Genomic DNA, 19,924 nt, shown 5'->3' on the forward strand with positions numbered 1-19,924 from the left:
TCTGCCTCCTCTTATCTTAATAAACCGTTTCTTTAAAGAAGAACCCTGTATCAATCGAACGATTCACTGGCTGAATCTCTTCAATCCGCTTCACCCAGTCTTCTTTCTGATCTTCATACGCGTCTTTGTCAGTCGTTAGTAAATCAATTGCTTTTCTATAAAGTGATGTCACCTCTGTCATATAAGAAAGTGACTTTAAAATTCCGTCAATTTTAAATGAGTCAATGCCTGCGTCAACAAACTCTTCTAATTCGTCAATCATACACACATCATTTGGACTCATAATATGTGTCCCGTTTGCATCCTCGAAAATAGGGTATTTGTTTTGACGCTCTTGGTCATGCAGGAATAGCCCTTCCTCCATATTTCTGCCTACGACGTCCATTTGTTTGCCCTGGTATTCAAAGTAGTTGCCGATGAGCGTACGTTTTGATTGAAACATACATGTCATGCCATGAACTTGAATTTCAATCTCCACCTCAGCATTTTCTTTGATGTCGATCACACTGTCCATGTTCAGCTCTTTAGCAAGAACAGCACGCGATGCGCCTTTTCTGCCCCAATAGTTACAAGTGTAATAGTTGGTTCCAGTCGTTTCTGTACTCCAGTGAAGATTCAGGTTCACTCCTGTTTCCTTTGCGGCCATGATCACGGCTGGGTCTCCAAAAACGACGCCGTCCACGCTTAATGAATCGAGAAAGGTTAAATAATCTCCAAGCAGCTGCACGCGGTCATTATGAAAAATCGCATTCATCGCCACATACACTTTTTTGTGATGGGCATGTGCAAGCTCTACCGTTTGTTTCACATCTTCTCTTGAAAACTCACCTGCAAGACGAATACCGTATGTTTGTTCGCCTATTAAGAATGCATCAGCTCCTGCCTCAATTAATGGCAGTACGTCTGACACGCTGCTTGGCGTCACAAGCAATTCTGGTTTCTTCATGATTGGTCACCTCTTTTTGTACTAATGGCGATCCCGTCTCCAACTGGAATAATGCACGTTTGGAAATCAGGGTTTGACATGAGCCATTGATTGTATCGATCAATTTTTCCAATTAATTGTTTTTTTCGTTTATCTTCAATTTCTTCTTCATAATTCGTTGCCACTAAGCCTTTAAATAAGACATTGTCTGTAATAATCATTCCGTCATGAGCGAGCATCGGTTCAAACAATTCAAAAAAACGCTTGTACTGCCCTTTTGCGGCATCAATAAAGATCACATCATAGGGCGCCATCGTTTGAACCGTTTTAGCCGATTCCATCGCATCACCAAAAAACACGTGTATTCTTTCTTTTAACTTTAATTCCTCAATATTCCGTGTTGCTTCTTCATAGCGCTTTGCATTGCGCTCAATCGTATAAATCTCAGCATCTGGCAGAGCTGTTGCCATTCGAATGGCGGAATAGCCAATCGCTGTCCCAACCTCAAGAATTTTTTTCGGCTTTTTCATCGAAAGCAGCTGCAGTAAAAGCTCAATGCTCACCTTTTCCATAATTGGCACATGATGCTCTTTGGCATAGATCTCTAATTGAGCGATTGCATCAGGACTTGGGTGAATTAAATGTTCAATATAATCATTTATTCGATCATCTTCGATAGTCATTATCTGTCTAGCTCCTTCATGACCTGAAAAAGAAGAGTCCTGCCTATTGCAGCTCTCTTTCTCGTCAATCTTTCGTTCATCTAAGTAAAAACAACCCGATATATTTTACCACAAAGAAGTGGCAATTGCGAACCTATAAAATGGAGATTCCAACGAAAAAAACTGCAGGCAATCTCGTATTGTCTACAGTCTTTTTCGATTCACTTGTACATTAATTGCTGCCTGTGATGTATTTCGCTTTTGCTTTATTATGCTCATTTAACGTTTTCGTAAATACGACCTCTCCATTTTTCTTCGCAAGGAAGTAAACGTAATCCGTTTTCTCTGGATGCAAAGCGGCTTTCCAAGAGGATTCACCAGCATTTGCAATAGGTCCAGGCGGCAGCCCTTTGTTGTTATACGTGTTATATGGAGATTTCACTTTTAGGTCTTTGTAATAAACGCGGGATTTATGCTCTCCTAGTGCATAAAGAACGGTTGGATCAGTTTGAAGCGGCATGTCCTTTTTCAACCGGTTATAGAATACACTTGAGATTTTTGCCCGATCTGTCTTTTCTGTTGCTTCCATTTCAATCAGTGATGCCATCGTTAACACATCATGTATGGACATGTTTCTCTTTTTCATGTCTTTTTCATACGTTTTCACGTATTGATCTGTTTGTTTAATCATCGTTTCAATGATCGTTTCGAGCGATTCATCCTCACGATAGAATGGGTACGTAGCAGGGAATAAATAACCCTCCAACGGATGTTTCACCTGTTTTCCATTCACCTGTGATGTCACGGTTTTCGGATATTTTTTCATTAGTGTTTGAATAAAATCAGGATCATCCAGCTTCGCTTCAACTTCCTTCGCTGAAAAATTCGTCTGATTTGCAATAATGGCTGCAATATCAGACAGCTGTCTTCCCTCTGGAATCACAAGCTGAAAGGCGTAATCTGTCCCGCCAGATGTCAGCTTTTTGATCAGCGTGTCTGCGTCCATTGTTTGTTTTAAATGAAAATATCCCGCTTTAAAGCCGGACGCCTTTTTGTATTTTGCATAATAAGTAAAAATCGCGTCATTCGAAATGAGCCCATTTTTTTTTAAAATGCCCGCAATTTCGCGGACAGATGTCCCATTTGGAATATGAATATTAATGGTTTGTTTACTTTTTTGATCGACCGGTCCGAGTGCTGATTTAACATATAAAAAGCCTGATAATGCTGCAATGATGATGACAGCAAGGACAGATAACAGGACGATCCCCATTTTTCTTTTGAAGAATGGTCGTTTCTTTTGTTCTGAAAACATGCATGGCCCTCCTCACATCTAGCTTTTATAGTACATGATTCGACGGAGTTCGGCAATTCCTTGCTTATGCATGTCATGACAGAACTTGACATAACACGGCTAAACCAATGCCGCCACCGCTTCCAATAGCAGCCATGACATAGCTTCCATTCGGTAAGGCGCGCCCTTCATAAAATAATCTCACCATCATAGCAGCTCCTGACGCGCTGTAAGGATGCCCAAGGCAAAGTGCACCGCCTCTTCTATTGATTCGGTCATATGGTATCCCCAGCGTCCGGGCAATAAGTGCAGCTTTCAGCGCAAACGCTTCATTGATTTCAAATAGCGCCACTTCCTCTGCCTTGATGTTCTCTTGATGTAAAAGCTTCTTGATCGCATCAATTGGTGAAGCAGCTGGAAAATGAGGATGTATCGCTGTCACAGCACTTCCGGCATACCGTAGCATCACCTTATATCCACTTGCTTCCGCTAGCGATCTTTCCATCACAGCGACGGCGGCTGCTCCGTCTGCTTCCTTACAGCTATTGGCGGCGGTCACAGTTCCTTTTCCCGGTAAAAATACAGGCTTTGCCCGCTTGATCAGCTTTGTCATCGGTCTTATTTTAGCAGCCGCTTCATCTATGTTCATCCCGTCTATCGAAACGATTTCTTCTGAATATGTACCATGTTTGAATGCCGCTAAACTTCTTTCCCAGCTTAAAAGGGCATAGTCATCTTGTTCTTTTCTTGTGACAGAAAATGTTGACGCGGTCAGCTCAGCTGCTTCTCCCATATGCGGATCTCCTATCCACTCCGGTGAAAAGCGGGCTCTTTCTTTCATTGGTGATCTGGAAATGCTCTCAGTCCCGCCAGCGATATACATCGTGCCCTCCCCCGATTGAATCATGACGCAAGCTGTTCGGATCGCTTCAAGACCCGAGGCACACTGCCGGTCAATTGTCATACCGGGAACGTGTAAAGGAAGACCTGCTTCTAATGAGGACAGACGGGCCATATTTCCACCGCCTCCGACGACATTGCCTAATATGACGTCATCCGGTGTCCTCATCTGAGACAAATGCCGAATAAGGGGTGCGGCTAATTGCTCTGGGCGATAATTTTTCAGCATCCCATTTTTGTCACCGAAGGGTGTTCGTTTTGCTTCTACGATCACTGCTTGCATGACAATTGCTCCTCCACCCACTTTTTCATGCTCGCGCGGGCTATTTTTCCGCCGGATGTTTCAATCATTTGATCAATCACAAGCCATTTTTTTGGTACCTTGTAGGCCGCCAGCTTTTCTTTAACAGCTTGTCGAACCGCCTTTATTTGCGGCACTTGCTCCAGTATGGCAACAGGGATTTCACCCCAATATGGGTCAGGAACGCCAACCACAATCGACCGTTTTACCTCTGGCTGATCATTTAGCACACGCTCAATTTCCTCTGGGAAAATATTCAGTCCTCCATAGACAATCATGCCATTCTCACGACCGCTCATATACAGATAACCGTCTTCATCCAGCCATCCCATATCGTAAACTGTCAGCCACTCCTCCGGCGGTTTCTGCTCATGCAAGTATCCTGAAAACGTCATTGGGCTCTTTACATAAATTCTCCCTGTTTCATTTGGCTGACAGACAGATTGATCGGGCCGCCTTACTTCTACTTGAATGGAGGAGAAAGGCCGTCCAACAGAAGAAGGTTTTTGCATAAAGTCATTTGAAGACAAATAAGAGACAAAACTTAACTCTGATGTGCCATAAAAATCAAAAAAAGTGACATGTGGATAGTTGGTCACGAGCTGTTCTTTTGAAGAGATGCTCCAATCTGCTCCCGATGACATAACAAGAAGCGGATTGTCTTCTCTAAAAGCTTCGATTTGCAGTAACGTTTCTGTCATTGTTGGGACAGTATACATCACGGTGATATCACCTGTCTCTAAGGCTTTCTTCGCTTTTACTGGCACAAATTTTTCTAAAAGCGTCACTGTGCCGCCAAAATATAATGTACTGATGGCACCATATAAAAAGTGAGAGGATAAGAGTGTACCTAATATAAGAGCATGATCTTGATGAGTGATTCCAAATGAAGCAGTGGTCATTCGAAAGCTCTCGATCCAAGACTGCTGACGCCTAATAAAGGCTTTCGGTGAGCCCGTTGATCCTGACGTAAACCCCATATAAAAGACAGGATCCTTCTCGGTATCGCAGCTGTTATATGGACTGTCTGTGAGAAGGCTCATTCTTTCCTTCCATTCAGATAAAGAAAGAAGCGGCATGTCCACGCTTCCCTGTTCAAATCTCTTTATCAATCGATCCTCTATAATGGCGAGATCCGCCTCACTTAACAGGAGCTTTTCGACACATTCTTCATGACTCCATCTCGGATCAAGCGGAACGGCTGTCCATCCTGCATAAGCAGCGCCCGCAAATATTTGCAAAAAAGAAGCACCATTTGATAATAAAAAAGCGATTCTTTTTTGCTGATGAGCCGTTCCTTGTAACCACTGTGCTGATCTCTGCACACGTTCATACCAATCTTGATATGTAATGCTTTCTTGCTCATCTATGATGGCAATCTGATCTGGTTTCATTTCTGCATGTACTGCATAGCTTTCCGTTATTCTGTTCAAACTGCACGCCTCCCTTTATGCAGATCCCTTTTTCGATATGACATGGCCTGTATGATTTTGACCGTAAAGACAGCACACATTCCCGCTTTGATGAGATCACCTGGAAGATAAATCAAACTAAGGAAAGCCGCCTGCGACACCTTAATATGCATCATCATGGCTTGAAAGGGGATGCCGCACATATACAAAATCACAATACTGCAAACCGCATAGATCACAAAAAGACGCAGTGCAGTTACTTTTTTCAGCCGGTTCACCCATAAGCTGATCATGAAGGCAGCAACAGGATAAGCAAGAAGAAAACCACCGCTTGGACCAAAGAAGACCCCTATCCCGCCTCTCCCGCCTGACAAAAGAGGTGCGCCTGCTGCCACAACCAAAAGAAAAAGACATAAACTGATCAGTGCTTGTTTTGGCTTTAACAGCCCCCCAGCAAGCAAAAGACCTGCGGTTTGCAATGTAATCGGTACAGGTGTAAATGTAAGTAAAATCGGCGGGATCAAGCCTAACATCCCGATGACCGCTGTCATTAACGCTATTTGCATCATATCTTGTATTTTCAATCTCCATGCCCCTCACTCAATTTATTGTTAAAAACAGAGTAAAAGGTACAATTCATTATGTCAACATAAAATAAAATCAAGTTAACATATTGATCGTAAAAAAAGACCTGTGAAGAAAGATCAAGAAGATCTGTTCACAGGCCTTTTATTTGTTCTATTCTTCGTCTTCTTGATCTAAGAACGTATTTAACGTTTCTTCAATCATGTCCCATTCTTCATCCGTTTCAATCGGCTCTAGCTCGCCATCTTCACCGTCTTCATTCGGTGTGAAGCTTGATGCATGAATTTCAATTTCCTCGTTGTCTTGTTCAGAAATTGGGTAGTAAAGAACATATGATTTGTTAAAATGGTCGCTTTCAAAAGTAAATAGTACTTCGCAAAGCTGTTCATTTCCATTATCATCAACGATTGTAATTTGCTTTTCTCCGTGTTCCATTTGATTCACCTCATTTTAATTTAAGCTGTCTAAATATCCTTGCAGGATCATGACAGCCGCCATTTTATCAATGACTTTTTTACGCTTTTGTCTGCTCACATCTGCAGAGATGAGCATTTTTTCCGCTGCCATTGTTGACAGACGCTCGTCCCAAAGCACAACAGGAACATTGTACGTGTTTTCTAGCACTTTCGCAAATGATTGGCTGGCTTCGCCTCTAGGACCGACCGTACCGTTCATATTTTTTGGAAAGCCAAGTACAATTTTATCCGCTCCGTATTCCGCTATGATCTCAGACAGGCGGCTGAGACCAAAGTCTCCGCCTGCTTCATCAATTTTAATTGTTTCAATCCCTTGCGCTGTCCATCCCATTTCATCACTGATCGCAACACCAAGGGTTTTCGTGCCTAAATCTAAGCCCAAAATTCTCATGTTTTACGCCTCTTTATGTGTCTCTAAGTACGATTTAACCAATTCCTCAATTAATTCGTCTCGTTCTAGTTTACGAATTAGGTTGCGTGCATCCTGATGTCTTGGAATATAAGCAGGGTCGCCTGACAGCAAGTATCCGACAATTTGATTGATCGGGTTGTATCCTTTTTCTTGGAGTGCGTCATGAACTGTAATGAGCACTTCATTCACATTGGTTTCAGCTGAATCATCAGAGAAGTTAAACTTCATTGTCTTATCAAATGAACTCACTGCTTCTTGCACCTCTCTTCCAACATTCTACTAGCAAGCTTTTTTCTAACCGCTCATCTAATACCATTATTCTACACTACATTGCCTGATTATAAAACGGATTTGACAGATTCTTCGACAGTTGCCAGTGCTTCTTCAAGCTTTTCTGGTTGTTTTCCGCCTGCTTGTGCCATGTCTGGACGTCCGCCTCCGCCTCCGCCGCAGATTTCAGCTGCCTGCTTCACAAGCTTCCCTGCATGCAGACCTTTTTCGATCACGTCTTTTGTTACTCCTGCTGAAATGTTTACTTTTCCGTTTTGAACGGCTCCCAGGACGATGACAGCTGATCCTAATTTAGCTTTTAAGTCATCAACCATTGTTCTTAAATGGTTCATGTCTTTAGCATTTACTTTTTCAGTTAATACTTTCACTCCGCCAACTTCTGTCACTTTCTCTAAAATAGAGCCAGCTTCTGCTTGGCTTAATTTCGCAAGGAGAGATTCGTTTTCTCTTTGAGCCTCTTTTAAATCTGCTTGTAATGAAGCAATCCGTTTTGGTACATCCTTCGTATTTGACTTCAGCTCACTTGCTGCCTGTTCTAAAATCGCCAGCTGGTCATTTAATTCTTCATAAGCGCCTTTACCAGTCACAGCTTCAATACGGCGTGTTCCAGCACCAATACCCGACTCAGATGCAATTTTAAACAAACCGATTTCCGCAGTGTTTTGCACGTGACAGCCGCCGCATAGCTCGATGCTGTAATCGCCCACTTGGACAACACGGACAATATCGCCATACTTCTCGCCAAAGAGCGCCATTGCACCCATTTCTTTTGCTTCAGCAATTGGTTTCAGGTCAATGGCAACAGAGATGCCTTCCCAAATTTTTTCGTTGACGATTTTTTCAATTTGAGACAATTCTTCTTTCGTCACTTGTCCAAAGTGAGAGAAATCAAAGCGAAGTCTGTTTTCATTTACCAATGAACCTGCTTGGTTTACGTGGCTTCCTAATACATCTTTGAGCGCCTGATGCAGAAGGTGTGTCGCTGTATGGTTTTTGACAATCCCTTTTCGAAGAGCTGATTCCACTTGTGCAGTGACCTCGAGACCTTTTTGAGCCGTACCGCTTACGACGATTCCTTCATGGACATGCTGACCGTTTGGCGCTTTTTTCACATCTTTGATCTCAATGATGGCTTCTGCACTTTTTAGTGTTCCTTTATCCGCTACTTGTCCGCCGCTTTCCGCATAGAAAGGCGTTTCATCTAACAAGATTTGCACCGTGTCTCCTTCATGTGCTTCAGAGACAAGTTCACCATTTTGAAGCAATTCGATAATGCGAGTTTCCGCAGTTAAATTTTCGTAGCCAACAAAGGTACTTTCCACTTTAATATCGCCTAAAGCGCCGCCTTGAACCTGCATACTGCCGACATCTTGTCTCGCATTTCTTGCCCGTTCACGCTGCTTCTCCATTTCCGCTTGGAAGCCTTCTCGATCAACTGTCATGTTTTCATCTTCTGCGTATTCTTCTGTCAGTTCGACAGGGAATCCATACGTGTCATACAGCTTAAATACATCTTCACCTGAAATCTGTGAGCTGCCTTTGTCTCTTTCTTTTTTGATCACTTCTGACAAAATAGCTAACCCTTCGTTCAGTGTTTCGTGGAAACGTTCTTCTTCGTTTTTGATGACTTTCGCAATAAATTCTTCTTTTGCTTGTACATCTGGGTAGAAATCCTTCATGATCTCAGCAACAACTGGCACTAGATCATACATAAACGGACGGTGGATATGGATCGTTTTTGCATAACGCACAGCTCGGCGCAGCAAACGTCTTAATACATATCCGCGGCCTTCATTGGAAGGAAGTGCTCCGTCACTTACAGCAAAGGCAACTGTCCGGATGTGGTCAGCAATGACTTTGAATGCTGTATCCTTTTCCTTTGTTTCGCCATAGCTTTCTCCAGAAATGGTCTCAACTGCACGAATAATTGGCATAAATAGGTCTGTATCGAAGTTCGTTGGCACATTTTGAATGACAGATACCATTCGTTCAAGGCCCATCCCTGTATCAATGTTTTTCTTCGGCAGTGGGGTGTATGATCCATCTGGATTATGGTTGAATTCAGAGAACACGAGATTCCATACTTCTAGATAACGCTCGTTTTCTCCGCCTGGATATAATTCTGGATCGTTCATATCGTCACCGTATGATTCACCGCGGTCATAGAAAATTTCTGTATTCGGTCCGCTTGGGCCCTCGCCAATATCCCAGAAGTTGCCTTCAAGACGGATAATACGTTCTTCAGGCACACCAATTTTATCTCTCCAAAGGATATATGCTTCTTCGTCCTCTGGATGGACTGTCACAGATAACAAATTCGGATCAAAGCCAATCCACTCTTCACTTGTGAGGAATTCCCACGCCCATTCAATGGCCTCTTCTTTAAAATAATCACCAATAGAGAAGTTGCCAAGCATTTCAAAGAACGTGTGATGACGTGCTGTCTTCCCTACATTTTCAATATCATTCGTACGAATCGATTTCTGCGCGTTGCAAATACGCGGATTGTCAGGTACGACGCGGCCATCAAAGTATTTTTTTAATGTTGCCACCCCACTGTTGATCCATAAAAGTGTCGGATCGTCATGCGGTACAAGTGACGCACTCGGTTCTACAGCATGTCCTTTTTCTTTAAAAAAGTCTAAAAACATTTGACGTACTTGAGCTGAAGTTAAAGTTTTCATTCAAAAATCCTCCCTTATCATTCATCAATCTCCACACAAACGAAAAAACATCCCGCCCTATGCAAGCACAAAACGACTTACACAGGGACGAGATGTTCTCGCGGTACCACCCTGATTATAGACAAATTCGTCTATCACCTTCACATCCGATAACGCCGGAAGAGAGCGGCAGTGTTTATCTGCACTCGGGACTAGCTTCCGTTAAAGGTCTGATAAGGCTTTTCTCAGCAAATAAAGCCTCTCTCTGCAACAGCTTTTTAACGTACTCGGGTCCGTCATTGAATTTCAATATGTATGAATCGAAATTATTATAGACAACTCGGCTCGTCTTGTCAATGAACGCTTCGTCTCATCAGGATATATTGCACAATGATCACCCTGATAATCGCAGCTGCTGGTACAGCTAAAATCATCCCAATTAAGCCAAACAGCTCCCCTCCTGCAAGCAAGACAAGCATAATGACGACAGGATGCATATGAAGACTTCGTCCTACAATGATCGGGCTGAGGACATTGCTCTCTAAAAATTGCAGCACCGCTACTGTGATCAATACGATGATGACCGATTTCACCGAAATGGTAAACGCAATAAAGATGGCAGGCACTGCGCCAATTATCGGTCCAAAATACGGAATCACGTTCGTTGCTCCTATCAGCATGCCAAGAACGAGCGGATACGGGATATGAAAAAGCCAAAGCACAATGGCTGCTGCACCCCCGATTAAAGAACAGACAAGCAGCTGCCCTCGAATATAATCACCAAGCGATTCATCCACTGCTTTCACAAAGGCATGCCCCCTCTTCCTAAATGACGGCGGCGTTAAATACCATGCCGCCCGTTTCATCGTATTCATGTCTTTTACCATATAAAAAACAAGAAAAGGGATGAGTGCTGCAACTAATGCGTAATCAAATAAAACTTTACAGCTAAGAATCATCCGCTCAGCGCTATTGGCTGCATATGTCTCCGATTGAACAATCAAGCGGTCCAAGCGGTCATGAAGTCCGTCAGGCCAGTGGCTCGTATGATGATGAATATGTGATAAAGCGCCATTATACGTTTCAGCGATGACAGGAATTTGTTCTGACAGCTCATTTAACTGTGCGATCATAACAGGCGCTCCTTTATATACCGCAAAACCAATCCCGCCAAAAAACAGAACATAGATGAGTAAGAGACTGACTGTTCTCGGCAGCCCTCGTGCATGCAGTCTTTCCACAATCGGATAAAGCAGATAAGAAATAAAAATAGCGATGAGAAGCGGAATGAGAACCGCCTTCAGCAATAAAAAAACAGGCATCCATAACTCGTCGAGCTGCAGTAAAATGAGCAAGGATGCAAGGACAAGCAGGACCCCTGCAGCATATATTAGAAATTGGATCGGACGTTTCTTCACCTTTTTCACCTCTTTTCTTATTGTTTAACCATCTTCTGCAATTATCCACGTAAATAAAATTTGTCCTAACTTTGTTAAAAATGAATACACATGAAACATACAGCTCCATCCAAAGTCACTGTTTGCTGTAAAATCTCGTCAGAAAATATTCCATCATTTACTTCTTTTTACACAAGTTGTGCTAGAATCCACTTTAGCTTTAGCCAATGAAACACAAGAGGAGGTTCTTCATGATCACATTCGAAGAAGTCAACAAGCATTATGGCCAGTTCCATGTACTTAAGGACATTAACCTACATATTCAAAAAGGGGAGGTTGTTGTGATCATCGGTCCTTCAGGGTCTGGTAAAAGCACGATGCTCAGGTGTATCAATCGTCTTGAAAGCATTGATGCGGGAAAAGTTCTCGTCAACCAAGTGTCTGTTCAGCATCCGAAGACCAACATCAATCTTGTCAGGCAAAATATCGGAATGGTCTTTCAGCATTTTCACCTCTATCCGCATAAGACGGTGCTTGAAAACATTATGCTTGCGCCGATGAAGGTCAAAAAAGTGAGCAAGGAAGAAGCAAAGGAAACAGCTGAATTTTATTTAAATAAAGTCGGCATTCCTGAAAAGGCAGACACCTACCCTTCACGACTCTCGGGCGGACAGCAGCAGCGCGTTGCCATTGCAAGGGGGCTTGCGATGAAGCCGGAGGTGATGCTTTTCGACGAACCGACATCTGCACTTGATCCAGAGATGATCGGCGAGGTATTAGATGTGATGAAGCAGCTGGCTCGTGAAGGCATGACCATGGTTGTCGTCACACATGAGATGGGCTTTGCCCGCGAAGTGGCTGACCGTATTGTCTTTATTGATGAAGGCAGAATTCTTGAAGAATCAACACCGGCTGCATTTTATGAAAAACCGCAAGAGAAACGTGCTCAATTATTTTTAAGCCGTATATTAAATCACTAGGGGGAATGGTTTGATGAAAAAAATGAAACGCTTTGGCCTGCTGCTCTTTATGACTTGCTGCATCGCCGCTTTGGCTGCTTGTGGATCTACTGAAAAAGGGTCAACTGATGCAAAACAAGGAAGTTCTTTAGAAGCCATTAAGAAAGACAAAAAAATCATTTTCGGTGTAAAAAATGACACACGTTTATTCGGTCTAAAAAATCCGAGCAGCGGTGATATTGAAGGATTTGATATTGACATTGCAAAAGCCATCACAAAGGAAATACTCGGCGATGAAGGAAAAGCAGAATTTAAGGAAGTGACATCTAAAACAAGAATTCCTTTGCTTCAAAAAGGGGATATCCATGCAATTGTTGCGACCATGACAATCACAGAAGAGCGTAAAAAAGAAGTCAATTTCTCAGATGTTTACTTTGAAGCAGGACAATCACTGCTTGTGAAAAAAGGAAGCGACATTCAATCCATTGATGATCTTAAAAAAGGAACGAAGGTGCTGGCCGTGAAAGGATCTACTTCTTCTCAAAATATCCGCGAGAAAGCACCTGAAGCATCCGTATTAGAATTTGAGAACTATCAGGAGGCTTTTACAGCATTAAAATCAAACCAAGGGCAAGTGCTGACAACTGATAATGCGATCTTATTTGGTATGGCAGATGAAGATTCAAATTATGAAGTGGTCGGCGGCACCTTTACAGATGAGCCTTATGGCATTGCTGTGAAAAAAGGAGATCAAGAATTAACAGATGCGATCAATAAAGCCTTAAAAACGTTAAAAGACAATGGAGAGTATGACAAGATTCTTAAAAAATGGATCAAAGAATAGCATTTGATTCGTCAAGATCAATGCCTCAGGTGAGCCTCTCAAAGGCTCCCCTGTTGATCAGGAAGGAAGTGAACTGATTGCTGCGGTTTTCCATTCTCACTGAAAATGTTCATCTTTATTTAGAAGGCTTTAAATATACCATTGGTGCAAGTGTCATTGCTCTGATTGGAAGCTTTTTGATCGGTACACTCATTGCCATTATGAGAATTGCGCCATTTAGGCCGCTCAACTGGTTCGGGACGGCTTATGTTGAATTTATTCGGAATATTCCGTTATTATTGATCACCTTTGTTTTCTTCTTTGGTTTACCGGCGCTGGGTATTGTAGCAGATGGCTTTACTGCTGGTACGATTGCTCTTGCCATTTATACGTCTGCCTTTATTGCTGAAGCCATTCGTGCAGGGATACAAGCTGTACCGCTTGGACAAATGGAAGCAGCCCGCGCCTCAGGTCTGTCATATGGCGGGACGATGCGGTATATCATTTTGCCGCAGGCGATTAAAATCGTGATTCCCCCTCTTGGAAATCAATTTATTAACCTTGTTAAAAACTCCTCTATTTTAGGTGTCATTGCAGGGTTTGATCTCATGTATCAAGGAGACCTTATTGCGTCTAGAACATTTGTGACGTTTGATGTCTACATCTTTGTTGCGATGTTCTATCTACTATTAACCATTCCGCTCAGTCTAGGCGTCGGTTATTTAGAAAGAAGATTAGCAAGAAGCCACTAGAAAGGAGGAAACATCATGGATTTTATAGGTGCCTACCAGCCTGATCATCTCGCCTTTTTACTTGAAGGATTTGCTGTCACCTTAAAAGTGGCTTTTATCTCCATCATTTTGAGCTTTATCATTGGATTAGTCGTTGGCACATTACGGTTCGCTCAAATACCGGTTTTATCGAAGGTGCTTGCGGTAGTTGTAGAGACCATTCGAAACCTGCCGCTTTTGCTGATCATCTTTTTCACGTATTTTGCATTGCCTGAAATCGGCATCAAGCTAAGCATCACAGCTTCTGCCATTGCAGCTTTAACCGTGTTTGAATCCGCGATGCTGTCAGAAATTATTCGGAGCGGCCTTAAATCAATTGATAAGGGCCAGATTGAAGCAGCCAGATCTTCTGGTTTAACCTATATTCAAACACTGAAAATGATTATTATGCCGCAGGCTCTGCGCCGAATGGTGCCGCCAATTGTCAGTCAGTTCATATCTCTTTTGAAAGATACGTCGCTTGCAGTTGTCATTGCGCTTCCAGAATTATTACATCACGCTCAAATATTAAACGGTCAAAGCCAATCCTATTTACTGCCGATTTTCTTATTGGCAGCTATGATGTATTTTGTCGTCAATTTCAGCTTATCCATTCTTGCAAGACGATTAGAATACAGGCAGGCATAAAAAGAACATCCGCTCTTGGCGGATGCCTCAGCGTATAGCCCGGTTGGCTAAACGCTGAAAAAAACAAAGGGCTAAAATGAAGATCATTTTAGCCCTTTTTGTTTACATCATTCTCATAACACGTTTTCTTAGCTTTTTCATATCCCGCTTTGATGGCATATCATATCGGCTTGCAAAGTGATATGCGAGTGCACCTGCACCAAGCGTTAATAGTGAAGAAGTCATTTTGCCCATTCGAAATTCCCCCTTAACACTTATAGTTGAATTGAACGTTCATCGTCACTAAACAGATCATCTAAGCTGCTTAGTGTCCCGTCTTCCTCCACTTGGTGTGTAGATATTTTGCCTTTTGACAGCGTCAATTCAATAAAACAGCCCCAGCAATAATATTGATTGACCCCAATTTTTCCGATGTCTTTACATTTGCAATTTGGGCAAATGAGCATAATCAGCACCTCTTTACGTTCGGTTTAGAACCAGTGCTTCCTTTTGAACGTTCATCAAGGTTCCGGCAGCCTGCAGCTGTTTCCGAATCCCTGATAGCTCTGTAAAGAAGCCGTCCGAGAGTTCATATGCTACGATTGTGCCCGAATTTGAGCAAAAGTATACATCTTCCAAAATGCCTAAATTTTCACCATCAGGCGACTGCATCATTTTCTTCTTTAATTTCGAAAATAACAAGAATGGAGCAGAGGAATCCATGCCCACTCCCTCCTGGCAGCTCACATACAAACCTTTGTCTGTCAGCTGATCAAAAGCAGAAAATGGAACGAGTGCACAGTCTTTCTTTTTCCCCTCTAACACATATCCTCCGCAGCTGCCTCCGGCTAAAAAGCAAATATCTTTTATGGAACCAAGCGATTGGGACAGCTCATCTGTATAGATCGTCATTCCTTCAAGTTCTCGGCATGTTCTCAAAATGTGCTCAACCACCTTTTGCGGAACAGTCTTATCGTGTGCGTTTGCTTCATGACTCATACGAAGAAATGGCTTCCATGAACGGAATGAGTGAAATTCTTTTCACGCTGAAAAGAAGACAAAGGGCTAAAATAAAAATCATTTTAGCCCTTTGTCAACAATCTGAACCTTCTACTCATGCATAAAATCAAATGGAGTGATTCCCTCCATGCCAATATTTGCGTCATGTACGCTAAATGGAAGCTCTTTTTGGAGCGCTTCAAGTTCTGCATCCATGATTTGTTCGGTTTGCACTAGCCGCATCGTTAAGGACGTTTGTCTGAGGGAATCCTCATTGTTTTTCACGCCCCACTCCAGCGCTGATTCCTCGCCGCACAGTATTAAAAACTTTTTACTGCGTGTAATGGCTGTGTACAGCAGATTCCGCCGAAGCATTCGGTAGTAGCTCCTGACGACTGGCAGCACAACAATCGGGAATTCACTTCCTTGTGATTTGTGAATGGAGCAGCAATAAGCATGTGTAAATTGATGAAAATCTTTTTTTGTAAAGGTGATTTCATTTCCATCAAAGGAGATCACAGCCATGTCTTCTTTTTCTGTATTTTCTTTTGCATAAAAAATCGAGACAATTTCACCGATATCGCCGTTAAAAATGTTGTTCTCCGGCTGATTCACAAGCTGAAGCACCTTATCACCTGTCCGGTACACCACATCACCAAACGGGATTTCCCTGCCCTTTGGTTTTTTAGGATTCAAAATGTGCTGCAGCATTTTGTTGAGCTCATTGATGCCTGCTTTTCCTTTATACATCGGTGCCAGCACTTGAATATCCTTTGCCGAAAACCCTTTTTGAGCAGCATTGCTGACAACTTTCTCAATGACTTCTTTCATTTGATCAGCTGAACACTGAATGAAGGACCGATCCTTTGAGCGTGCAGTGATATCCTTTGGCAGCACACCATTTTTCATATCATGTGCAAGTTCAACAATGGTTGAGCCGTCTGCCTGCCGGTAAATATCTGTCAGGGTAACAGCTGGCACGGCTTTTGAGGCAAGCAAATCCCGTAAAACTTGGCCTGGTCCGACAGATGGCAGCTGATGTTCATCCCCTACCATAATCACTTGGATATGATCAGGAATCGCTTTAAACAAATGATTCGCAAGCCAAATATCCAGCATACTTGATTCATCAATAATGACAAGCTTGCCTTCAATCGGCTGTTCCTCATCATGAGAGAAGCCCTCCGAACCATTCCAGCCTAGCAGCCGGTGAATGGTGACAGCTGGAAGCCCTGTTGATTCTGTCATCCGTTTAGCCGCCCGTCCAGTTGGTGCCGCAAGCACAAATGGGAAGGATTCATCTTTTTTATAATCACTCGGATCAAGAGAAACACCGTGAAGATCACTGTAAAGCTCGACAATTCCTTTAATGACCGTCGTCTTCCCTGTTCCAGGCCCGCCTGTTAAAAGCAGCATCGGGGACATGAGTGCCTTTTGAATCGCTTCCTTTTGTGTCGGTGCATATTGGACGCCTAACCGCTCCTCCAGCTCGCCAAGTGCTAGCAGGAATTCTGATTCAGGAAATTGATCTGCATATTCTGTTTGGGAGACGATTTTTTGAATGCGTTTGGCGACACTTTGCTCCGCATAAAATAAGGATGGATGATAGCAGCGGTCATCTTCAATGATCATTTCTTTTCCTTCGCCAAGTGCAATGATCTGATTGGCAACATCCATTTCAGTCACTTTGTAATCATTGCCGGTTTGGTTGAGTAGCTTGCGGGTTTCGACGATCAAATCTTTCGTTTGTATGTACGTATGACCGTCCTGTAGACTGGCTGTCTCCACTGTATATAGCAAGGCGGCGCGAATCCGTTCTGGGTCATTTCCTGAGATGCCTGTTCTAGCCCCAAGCTCATCCGCCTTAATAAATCCGATTCCCTCAACATCCTTAACGAGCTGATAGGGATTTTCCTCGATTTTCTGCAGCGTTTCACTCTCGTATACTTGGTAAATCTTCATGCTGAGCTGCGGACCAAAGCCATACTGATTCAGGCTGATCATGATTTGTTCCAGCCCTTGATGCTCCTGAAGCGCTGCGGCAAGCTTATCCGCCTTCTTTTTTGATAAGCGCGGTACATCATACAAAACAGCTGGGTCACGCATAATCTTATGAAGCGTCTGATTGCCAAGCTGTCCCACAATTTCTTCCGCCGTCTTTTTTCCTATCCCCTCAAATAAATCACTTGAGAGATAATGTATGATGCCTTGCTTCGTTGTCGGTACTTCCTTTTGAAAATGAGTGGCCTGAAACTGTTCACCAAATTTCGGATGGCTTGTGACTTTGCCATAAAAGGTGTAGGTTTCCTCCTCATGAAGTGCGGGGAAGTAGCCTGTGACAGATGCTGTTTTTTCCTCTAAGTTTTCCGATGTTTCAATGACTTTCACCTTTAACACCGAGTATAAATTACTTTCATTATGGAAAATAACGGCTTGAATGGTCCCCTTTAAAAACGGTTCGTCCTCAAGCTTCATTTGATCTGGATGTTCCTGCACAGGTCTTCCCTCCTTCCATCTATTCTGCCTCTTGAATCAGCTTTTGCGCATGTAGTGCCAGCATATGGTCAGGCTGCACGTCAATGGCTTTACCCAGCATCTCAAGTGCTTCGTCTTTTTTCTCTAAGTACGCATACGCAACCCCTAAATTATAAAAGGCATCTGCATGCTGCGGATCACGCGTGATGACTTCAGTAAAAGTTGTCACCGCTTCTTCCAGCATGTGTTCATTGGCTAAACACATGCCAAATTGAAACCTTGCTTCATTATCCTCTTCGTTTAGTTCAACGGCACGCTGAAGATATGGCATCGCAAGCTTTGGCTGCTCTAATTTGATGAGCGTCTGCCCGAGCATATAAAACAAATCACTATTTTCCATGCCGGCTTTTAGTGCTTGTTCAAAGTAGTCTTTCGCTTTCATAAAGTCTTCTTTTAACGTATATACATTTCCTGCCCCGTAATAGGCTGCAGCTGCGGTATGATCAAGTTCAATTGCTTTTTGAAAAAAGTTTAAAGCACGTTCAAATTCATTGATACTTGAAAGTAAGTTCGCAAAGTTAATATATGGAACCGGGTCCTTCGGGCTTTCTTCGATCGCTTTTGTAAAAGCTTCAGCTGCTTTTTCGATATTCCCTTGATTCAAGGCTTCTATGCCGATTTCGTTATGATTCATTCGCTCTCTCATCCTTTCATTAAAAAACCTCAACAGCGACGTTGAGGTTTTGAAACATGCTACACATACGACAGCTTTTGACCATCTTTGAAGACATCGTCAATTGTACCGCCGCCAAGACATTCGTCGCCATCATAAAAAACAACCGCTTGTCCCGGGGTAACAGCACGAACAGGTTCATCAAAGATAACCATCGCTTCTTGCTCACCTGTCATTTTGACCTTCACATGGTGATCTTCTTGACGGTATCTGAATTTTGCTGTGCAGGTTAATTCACCGTTTTCTCCGACAATATGAGGACGAGTCCAGCTGATATTAACGGCTGAAATGCTTTCAGAGTATAAAAGTGGATTGTGGAAGCCTTGTTCAACAAACAAGATGTTTTTCTCCAAGTCTTTTCCAACGACAAACCAAGGATCACCGCTGCCGCCAATGCCAAGTCCTTGGCGCTGACCGATCGTGTAATACATCAGTCCATCGTGCTCCCCTTTTACTTCTCCGTCCATTGTCTGCATCACACCAGGCTGTGCAGGCAAATATTGACTAAGGAACGTTTTAAAGTTTCTTTCTCCGATAAAGCAGATACCAGTTGAATCTTTTTTCGCTGCTGTTGCGAGCTCTGCTTCTTTAGCTAATTCACGAACCCTTTTTTTCTCTAAATCACCGATTGGGAACATGACTTTATCAAGTTGTTCCTGAGTCAGCTGATTTAAGAAATACGTTTGGTCTTTGTTTGCATCAAGACCTCGCAGCATTTTGACTTCATCGCCTGTTCTGTCAACACGGGCATAGTGTCCTGTTGCCAAGTAATCCGCTCCAAGTGAAAGTGCATGCTCAAGGAATGCCTTGAACTTAATTTCTTTGTTACACATGACATCTGGGTTTGGCGTTCTGCCCGCTTTATATTCATCAAGAAAATATTGAAACACTTTGTCCCAATATTGCTTCTCGAAATTCACTGCATAATAAGGGATTCCAATTTGGTTACATACGCGGATGACATCCTCATAGTCTTCCGTTGCTGTGCAAACACCATTTTCATCGGTGTCATCCCAGTTTTTCATAAATATGCCGATGACATCATAGCCTTGCTCCTTTAACATAAGAGCGGCAACTGATGAATCGACTCCTCCGGACATACCGACCACAACTCTTGTATCTTCTGGTCTTTTTGTCATCTTCATCAACTCCAATTTCAATGAAACAACATGCGCGTTTCGTTCTTCAGGTGCTTCGCTGTTTCATTTTTCACACACGAA

At 42.9% G+C, this 19,924-nt stretch carries 21 protein-coding genes and 1 other annotated feature; of the genes, 4 read left to right on the forward strand and 17 right to left on the reverse strand.

All coding sequences use genetic code 11. The features are described 5' to 3' along the window. Positions 1-16: 16 nt before the first annotated feature. From MHH65_RS12480 to MHH65_RS12530, 11 genes are all read right to left on the reverse strand, one after another. Positions 17-946 (reverse strand): peptidase U32 family protein, encoded by a 930-nt coding sequence (locus tag MHH65_RS12480; RefSeq protein WP_041118091.1) that lies wholly within the window; start codon positions 944-946, stop codon positions 17-19. Beyond that, complete coding sequence (locus MHH65_RS12485; RefSeq protein WP_039180249.1) at positions 943-1,608, reverse strand: O-methyltransferase; 666 nt, start codon at positions 1,606-1,608, stop codon at positions 943-945. Before MHH65_RS12485 ends, MHH65_RS12480 begins: the two co-directional genes overlap by 4 nt. A gap of 211 nt (positions 1,609-1,819) precedes the next feature. Continuing rightward, on the reverse strand, positions 1,820-2,902 hold the full coding sequence (gene mltG, locus MHH65_RS12490) for an endolytic transglycosylase MltG (protein WP_268416837.1): 1,083 nt from the start codon (positions 2,900-2,902) through the stop codon (positions 1,820-1,822). A 73-nt stretch (positions 2,903-2,975) separates the two neighbouring features. Continuing rightward, positions 2,976-4,064, reverse strand: a complete 1,089-nt coding sequence (locus MHH65_RS12495) for an acetyl-CoA C-acyltransferase (RefSeq protein WP_268416839.1) — start codon at positions 4,062-4,064, stop codon at positions 2,976-2,978. Then, entirely contained in the window at positions 4,052-5,515 is a 1,464-nt protein-coding gene (locus MHH65_RS12500) for an acyl-CoA synthetase (protein WP_268416841.1), read from the reverse strand. Before MHH65_RS12500 ends, MHH65_RS12495 begins: the two co-directional genes overlap by 13 nt. Then, a complete protein-coding gene (locus tag MHH65_RS12505; RefSeq protein WP_041107025.1) occupies positions 5,512-6,078 on the reverse strand; it encodes a biotin transporter BioY in 567 nt (188 codons plus the stop codon). The genes MHH65_RS12500 and MHH65_RS12505 overlap by 4 nt, the downstream gene beginning before the upstream one ends. Before the next feature lie 154 nt (positions 6,079-6,232). Then, entirely contained in the window at positions 6,233-6,514 is a 282-nt protein-coding gene (locus MHH65_RS12510; RefSeq protein ID WP_024423112.1) for a DUF1292 domain-containing protein, read from the reverse strand. A gap of 15 nt (positions 6,515-6,529) precedes the next feature. Next, the gene (ruvX, locus tag MHH65_RS12515) at positions 6,530-6,946 is read right to left on the reverse strand and encodes a Holliday junction resolvase RuvX (RefSeq protein ID WP_024423113.1); all 417 of its coding nucleotides are present in this window, start codon (positions 6,944-6,946) and stop codon (positions 6,530-6,532) included. A gap of 3 nt (positions 6,947-6,949) precedes the next feature. After that, positions 6,950-7,216, reverse strand: coding sequence for an IreB family regulatory phosphoprotein (locus tag MHH65_RS12520; RefSeq protein ID WP_008358522.1), 267 nt, complete (start codon positions 7,214-7,216; stop codon positions 6,950-6,952). Positions 7,217-7,305: 89 nt separating this feature from the next. Then, the gene (gene alaS / locus MHH65_RS12525) at positions 7,306-9,942 is read right to left on the reverse strand and encodes an alanine--tRNA ligase (protein WP_268416843.1); all 2,637 of its coding nucleotides are present in this window, start codon (positions 9,940-9,942) and stop codon (positions 7,306-7,308) included. Between the two features lie 80 nt (positions 9,943-10,022). Next, positions 10,023-10,230, reverse strand: a binding site (T-box leader). A 44-nt stretch (positions 10,231-10,274) separates the two neighbouring features. After that, positions 10,275-11,339 carry an AI-2E family transporter gene (locus MHH65_RS12530; protein WP_034622424.1) on the reverse strand — a complete coding sequence of 355 codons (1,065 nt, stop codon included), beginning with the start codon at positions 11,337-11,339 and terminating at the stop codon, positions 10,275-10,277. 230 nt (positions 11,340-11,569) lie between these two features. Between MHH65_RS12530 and MHH65_RS12535 the strand changes: the two genes are divergently transcribed. From MHH65_RS12535 to MHH65_RS12550, 4 genes are all read left to right on the forward strand, one after another. After that, the gene (locus MHH65_RS12535) at positions 11,570-12,298 is read left to right on the forward strand and encodes an amino acid ABC transporter ATP-binding protein (RefSeq protein WP_024423116.1); all 729 of its coding nucleotides are present in this window, start codon (positions 11,570-11,572) and stop codon (positions 12,296-12,298) included. 13 nt (positions 12,299-12,311) lie between these two features. Beyond that, positions 12,312-13,121, forward strand: a complete 810-nt coding sequence (locus MHH65_RS12540) for a transporter substrate-binding domain-containing protein (protein ID WP_025092422.1) — start codon at positions 12,312-12,314, stop codon at positions 13,119-13,121. 77 nt (positions 13,122-13,198) lie between these two features. Next, on the forward strand, positions 13,199-13,852 hold the full coding sequence (locus tag MHH65_RS12545; RefSeq protein ID WP_268414539.1) for an amino acid ABC transporter permease: 654 nt from the start codon (positions 13,199-13,201) through the stop codon (positions 13,850-13,852). Positions 13,853-13,867: 15 nt separating this feature from the next. Further along, on the forward strand, positions 13,868-14,518 hold the full coding sequence (locus tag MHH65_RS12550; protein ID WP_024427867.1) for an amino acid ABC transporter permease: 651 nt from the start codon (positions 13,868-13,870) through the stop codon (positions 14,516-14,518). 102 nt (positions 14,519-14,620) lie between these two features. On the opposite strand, the gene MHH65_RS12555 is transcribed toward MHH65_RS12550, so the two are convergent. From MHH65_RS12555 to mnmA, 6 genes are all read right to left on the reverse strand, one after another. Next, the gene (locus MHH65_RS12555; protein ID WP_003216198.1) at positions 14,621-14,752 is read right to left on the reverse strand and encodes a YrzQ family protein; all 132 of its coding nucleotides are present in this window, start codon (positions 14,750-14,752) and stop codon (positions 14,621-14,623) included. 20 nt (positions 14,753-14,772) lie between these two features. Next, entirely contained in the window at positions 14,773-14,964 is a 192-nt protein-coding gene (locus MHH65_RS12560) for a hypothetical protein (RefSeq protein ID WP_003216308.1), read from the reverse strand. Between the two features lie 13 nt (positions 14,965-14,977). Further along, complete coding sequence (locus MHH65_RS12565) at positions 14,978-15,496, reverse strand: PRC-barrel domain-containing protein (RefSeq protein ID WP_051582016.1); 519 nt, start codon at positions 15,494-15,496, stop codon at positions 14,978-14,980. Positions 15,497-15,607: 111 nt separating this feature from the next. Next, the gene (locus MHH65_RS12570; RefSeq protein ID WP_024423121.1) at positions 15,608-17,992 is read right to left on the reverse strand and encodes an ATP-dependent RecD-like DNA helicase; all 2,385 of its coding nucleotides are present in this window, start codon (positions 17,990-17,992) and stop codon (positions 15,608-15,610) included. A 19-nt stretch (positions 17,993-18,011) separates the two neighbouring features. Then, positions 18,012-18,665 carry a tetratricopeptide repeat protein gene (locus tag MHH65_RS12575; RefSeq protein WP_025092425.1) on the reverse strand — a complete coding sequence of 218 codons (654 nt, stop codon included), beginning with the start codon at positions 18,663-18,665 and terminating at the stop codon, positions 18,012-18,014. A 59-nt stretch (positions 18,666-18,724) separates the two neighbouring features. Then, positions 18,725-19,843: a tRNA 2-thiouridine(34) synthase MnmA gene (gene mnmA, locus MHH65_RS12580; RefSeq protein WP_024423123.1), complete on the reverse strand. Its 1,119-nt coding sequence runs from the start codon at positions 19,841-19,843 to the stop codon at positions 18,725-18,727. Between the last annotated feature and the right edge of the window lie 81 nt (positions 19,844-19,924).

This window comes from Bacillus sp. FSL L8-0654 (genome assembly GCF_038629965.1).
In the GTDB taxonomy this organism is placed as follows: domain Bacteria; phylum Bacillota; class Bacilli; order Bacillales; family Bacillaceae; genus Bacillus; species Bacillus safensis.

Bases quoted from the DNA above. Each gene is read 5' to 3' on its own strand.
- MHH65_RS12555 (WP_003216198.1), bottom strand. From the start codon at position 14,752: ATGGGCAAAATGACTTCTTCACTATTAACGCTTGGTGCAGGTGCACTC.
- MHH65_RS12535 (WP_024423116.1), top strand. From the start codon at position 11,570: ATGATCACATTCGAAGAAGTCAACAAGCATTATGGCCAGTTCCATGTA.
- MHH65_RS12560 (WP_003216308.1), bottom strand. From the start codon at position 14,964: ATGCTCATTTGCCCAAATTGCAAATGTAAAGACATCGGAAAAATTGGG.
- MHH65_RS12485 (WP_039180249.1), bottom strand. From the start codon at position 1,608: ATGACTATCGAAGATGATCGAATAAATGATTATATTGAACATTTAATT.
- MHH65_RS12480 (WP_041118091.1), bottom strand. From the start codon at position 946: ATGAAGAAACCAGAATTGCTTGTGACGCCAAGCAGCGTGTCAGACGTA.
- MHH65_RS12510 (WP_024423112.1), bottom strand. From the start codon at position 6,514: ATGGAACACGGAGAAAAGCAAATTACAATCGTTGATGATAATGGAAAT.
- alaS (WP_268416843.1), bottom strand. From the start codon at position 9,942: ATGAAAACTTTAACTTCAGCTCAAGTACGTCAAATGTTTTTAGACTTT.
- MHH65_RS12550 (WP_024427867.1), top strand. From the start codon at position 13,868: ATGGATTTTATAGGTGCCTACCAGCCTGATCATCTCGCCTTTTTACTT.
- mltG (WP_268416837.1), bottom strand. From the start codon at position 2,902: ATGTTTTCAGAACAAAAGAAACGACCATTCTTCAAAAGAAAAATGGGG.
- MHH65_RS12565 (WP_051582016.1), bottom strand. From the start codon at position 15,496: ATGAGTCATGAAGCAAACGCACACGATAAGACTGTTCCGCAAAAGGTG.
- MHH65_RS12495 (WP_268416839.1), bottom strand. From the start codon at position 4,064: ATGCAAGCAGTGATCGTAGAAGCAAAACGAACACCCTTCGGTGACAAA.
- mnmA (WP_024423123.1), bottom strand. From the start codon at position 19,843: ATGACAAAAAGACCAGAAGATACAAGAGTTGTGGTCGGTATGTCCGGA.
- MHH65_RS12575 (WP_025092425.1), bottom strand. From the start codon at position 18,665: ATGAATCATAACGAAATCGGCATAGAAGCCTTGAATCAAGGGAATATC.
- ruvX (WP_024423113.1), bottom strand. From the start codon at position 6,946: ATGAGAATTTTGGGCTTAGATTTAGGCACGAAAACCCTTGGTGTTGCG.
- MHH65_RS12540 (WP_025092422.1), top strand. From the start codon at position 12,312: ATGAAAAAAATGAAACGCTTTGGCCTGCTGCTCTTTATGACTTGCTGC.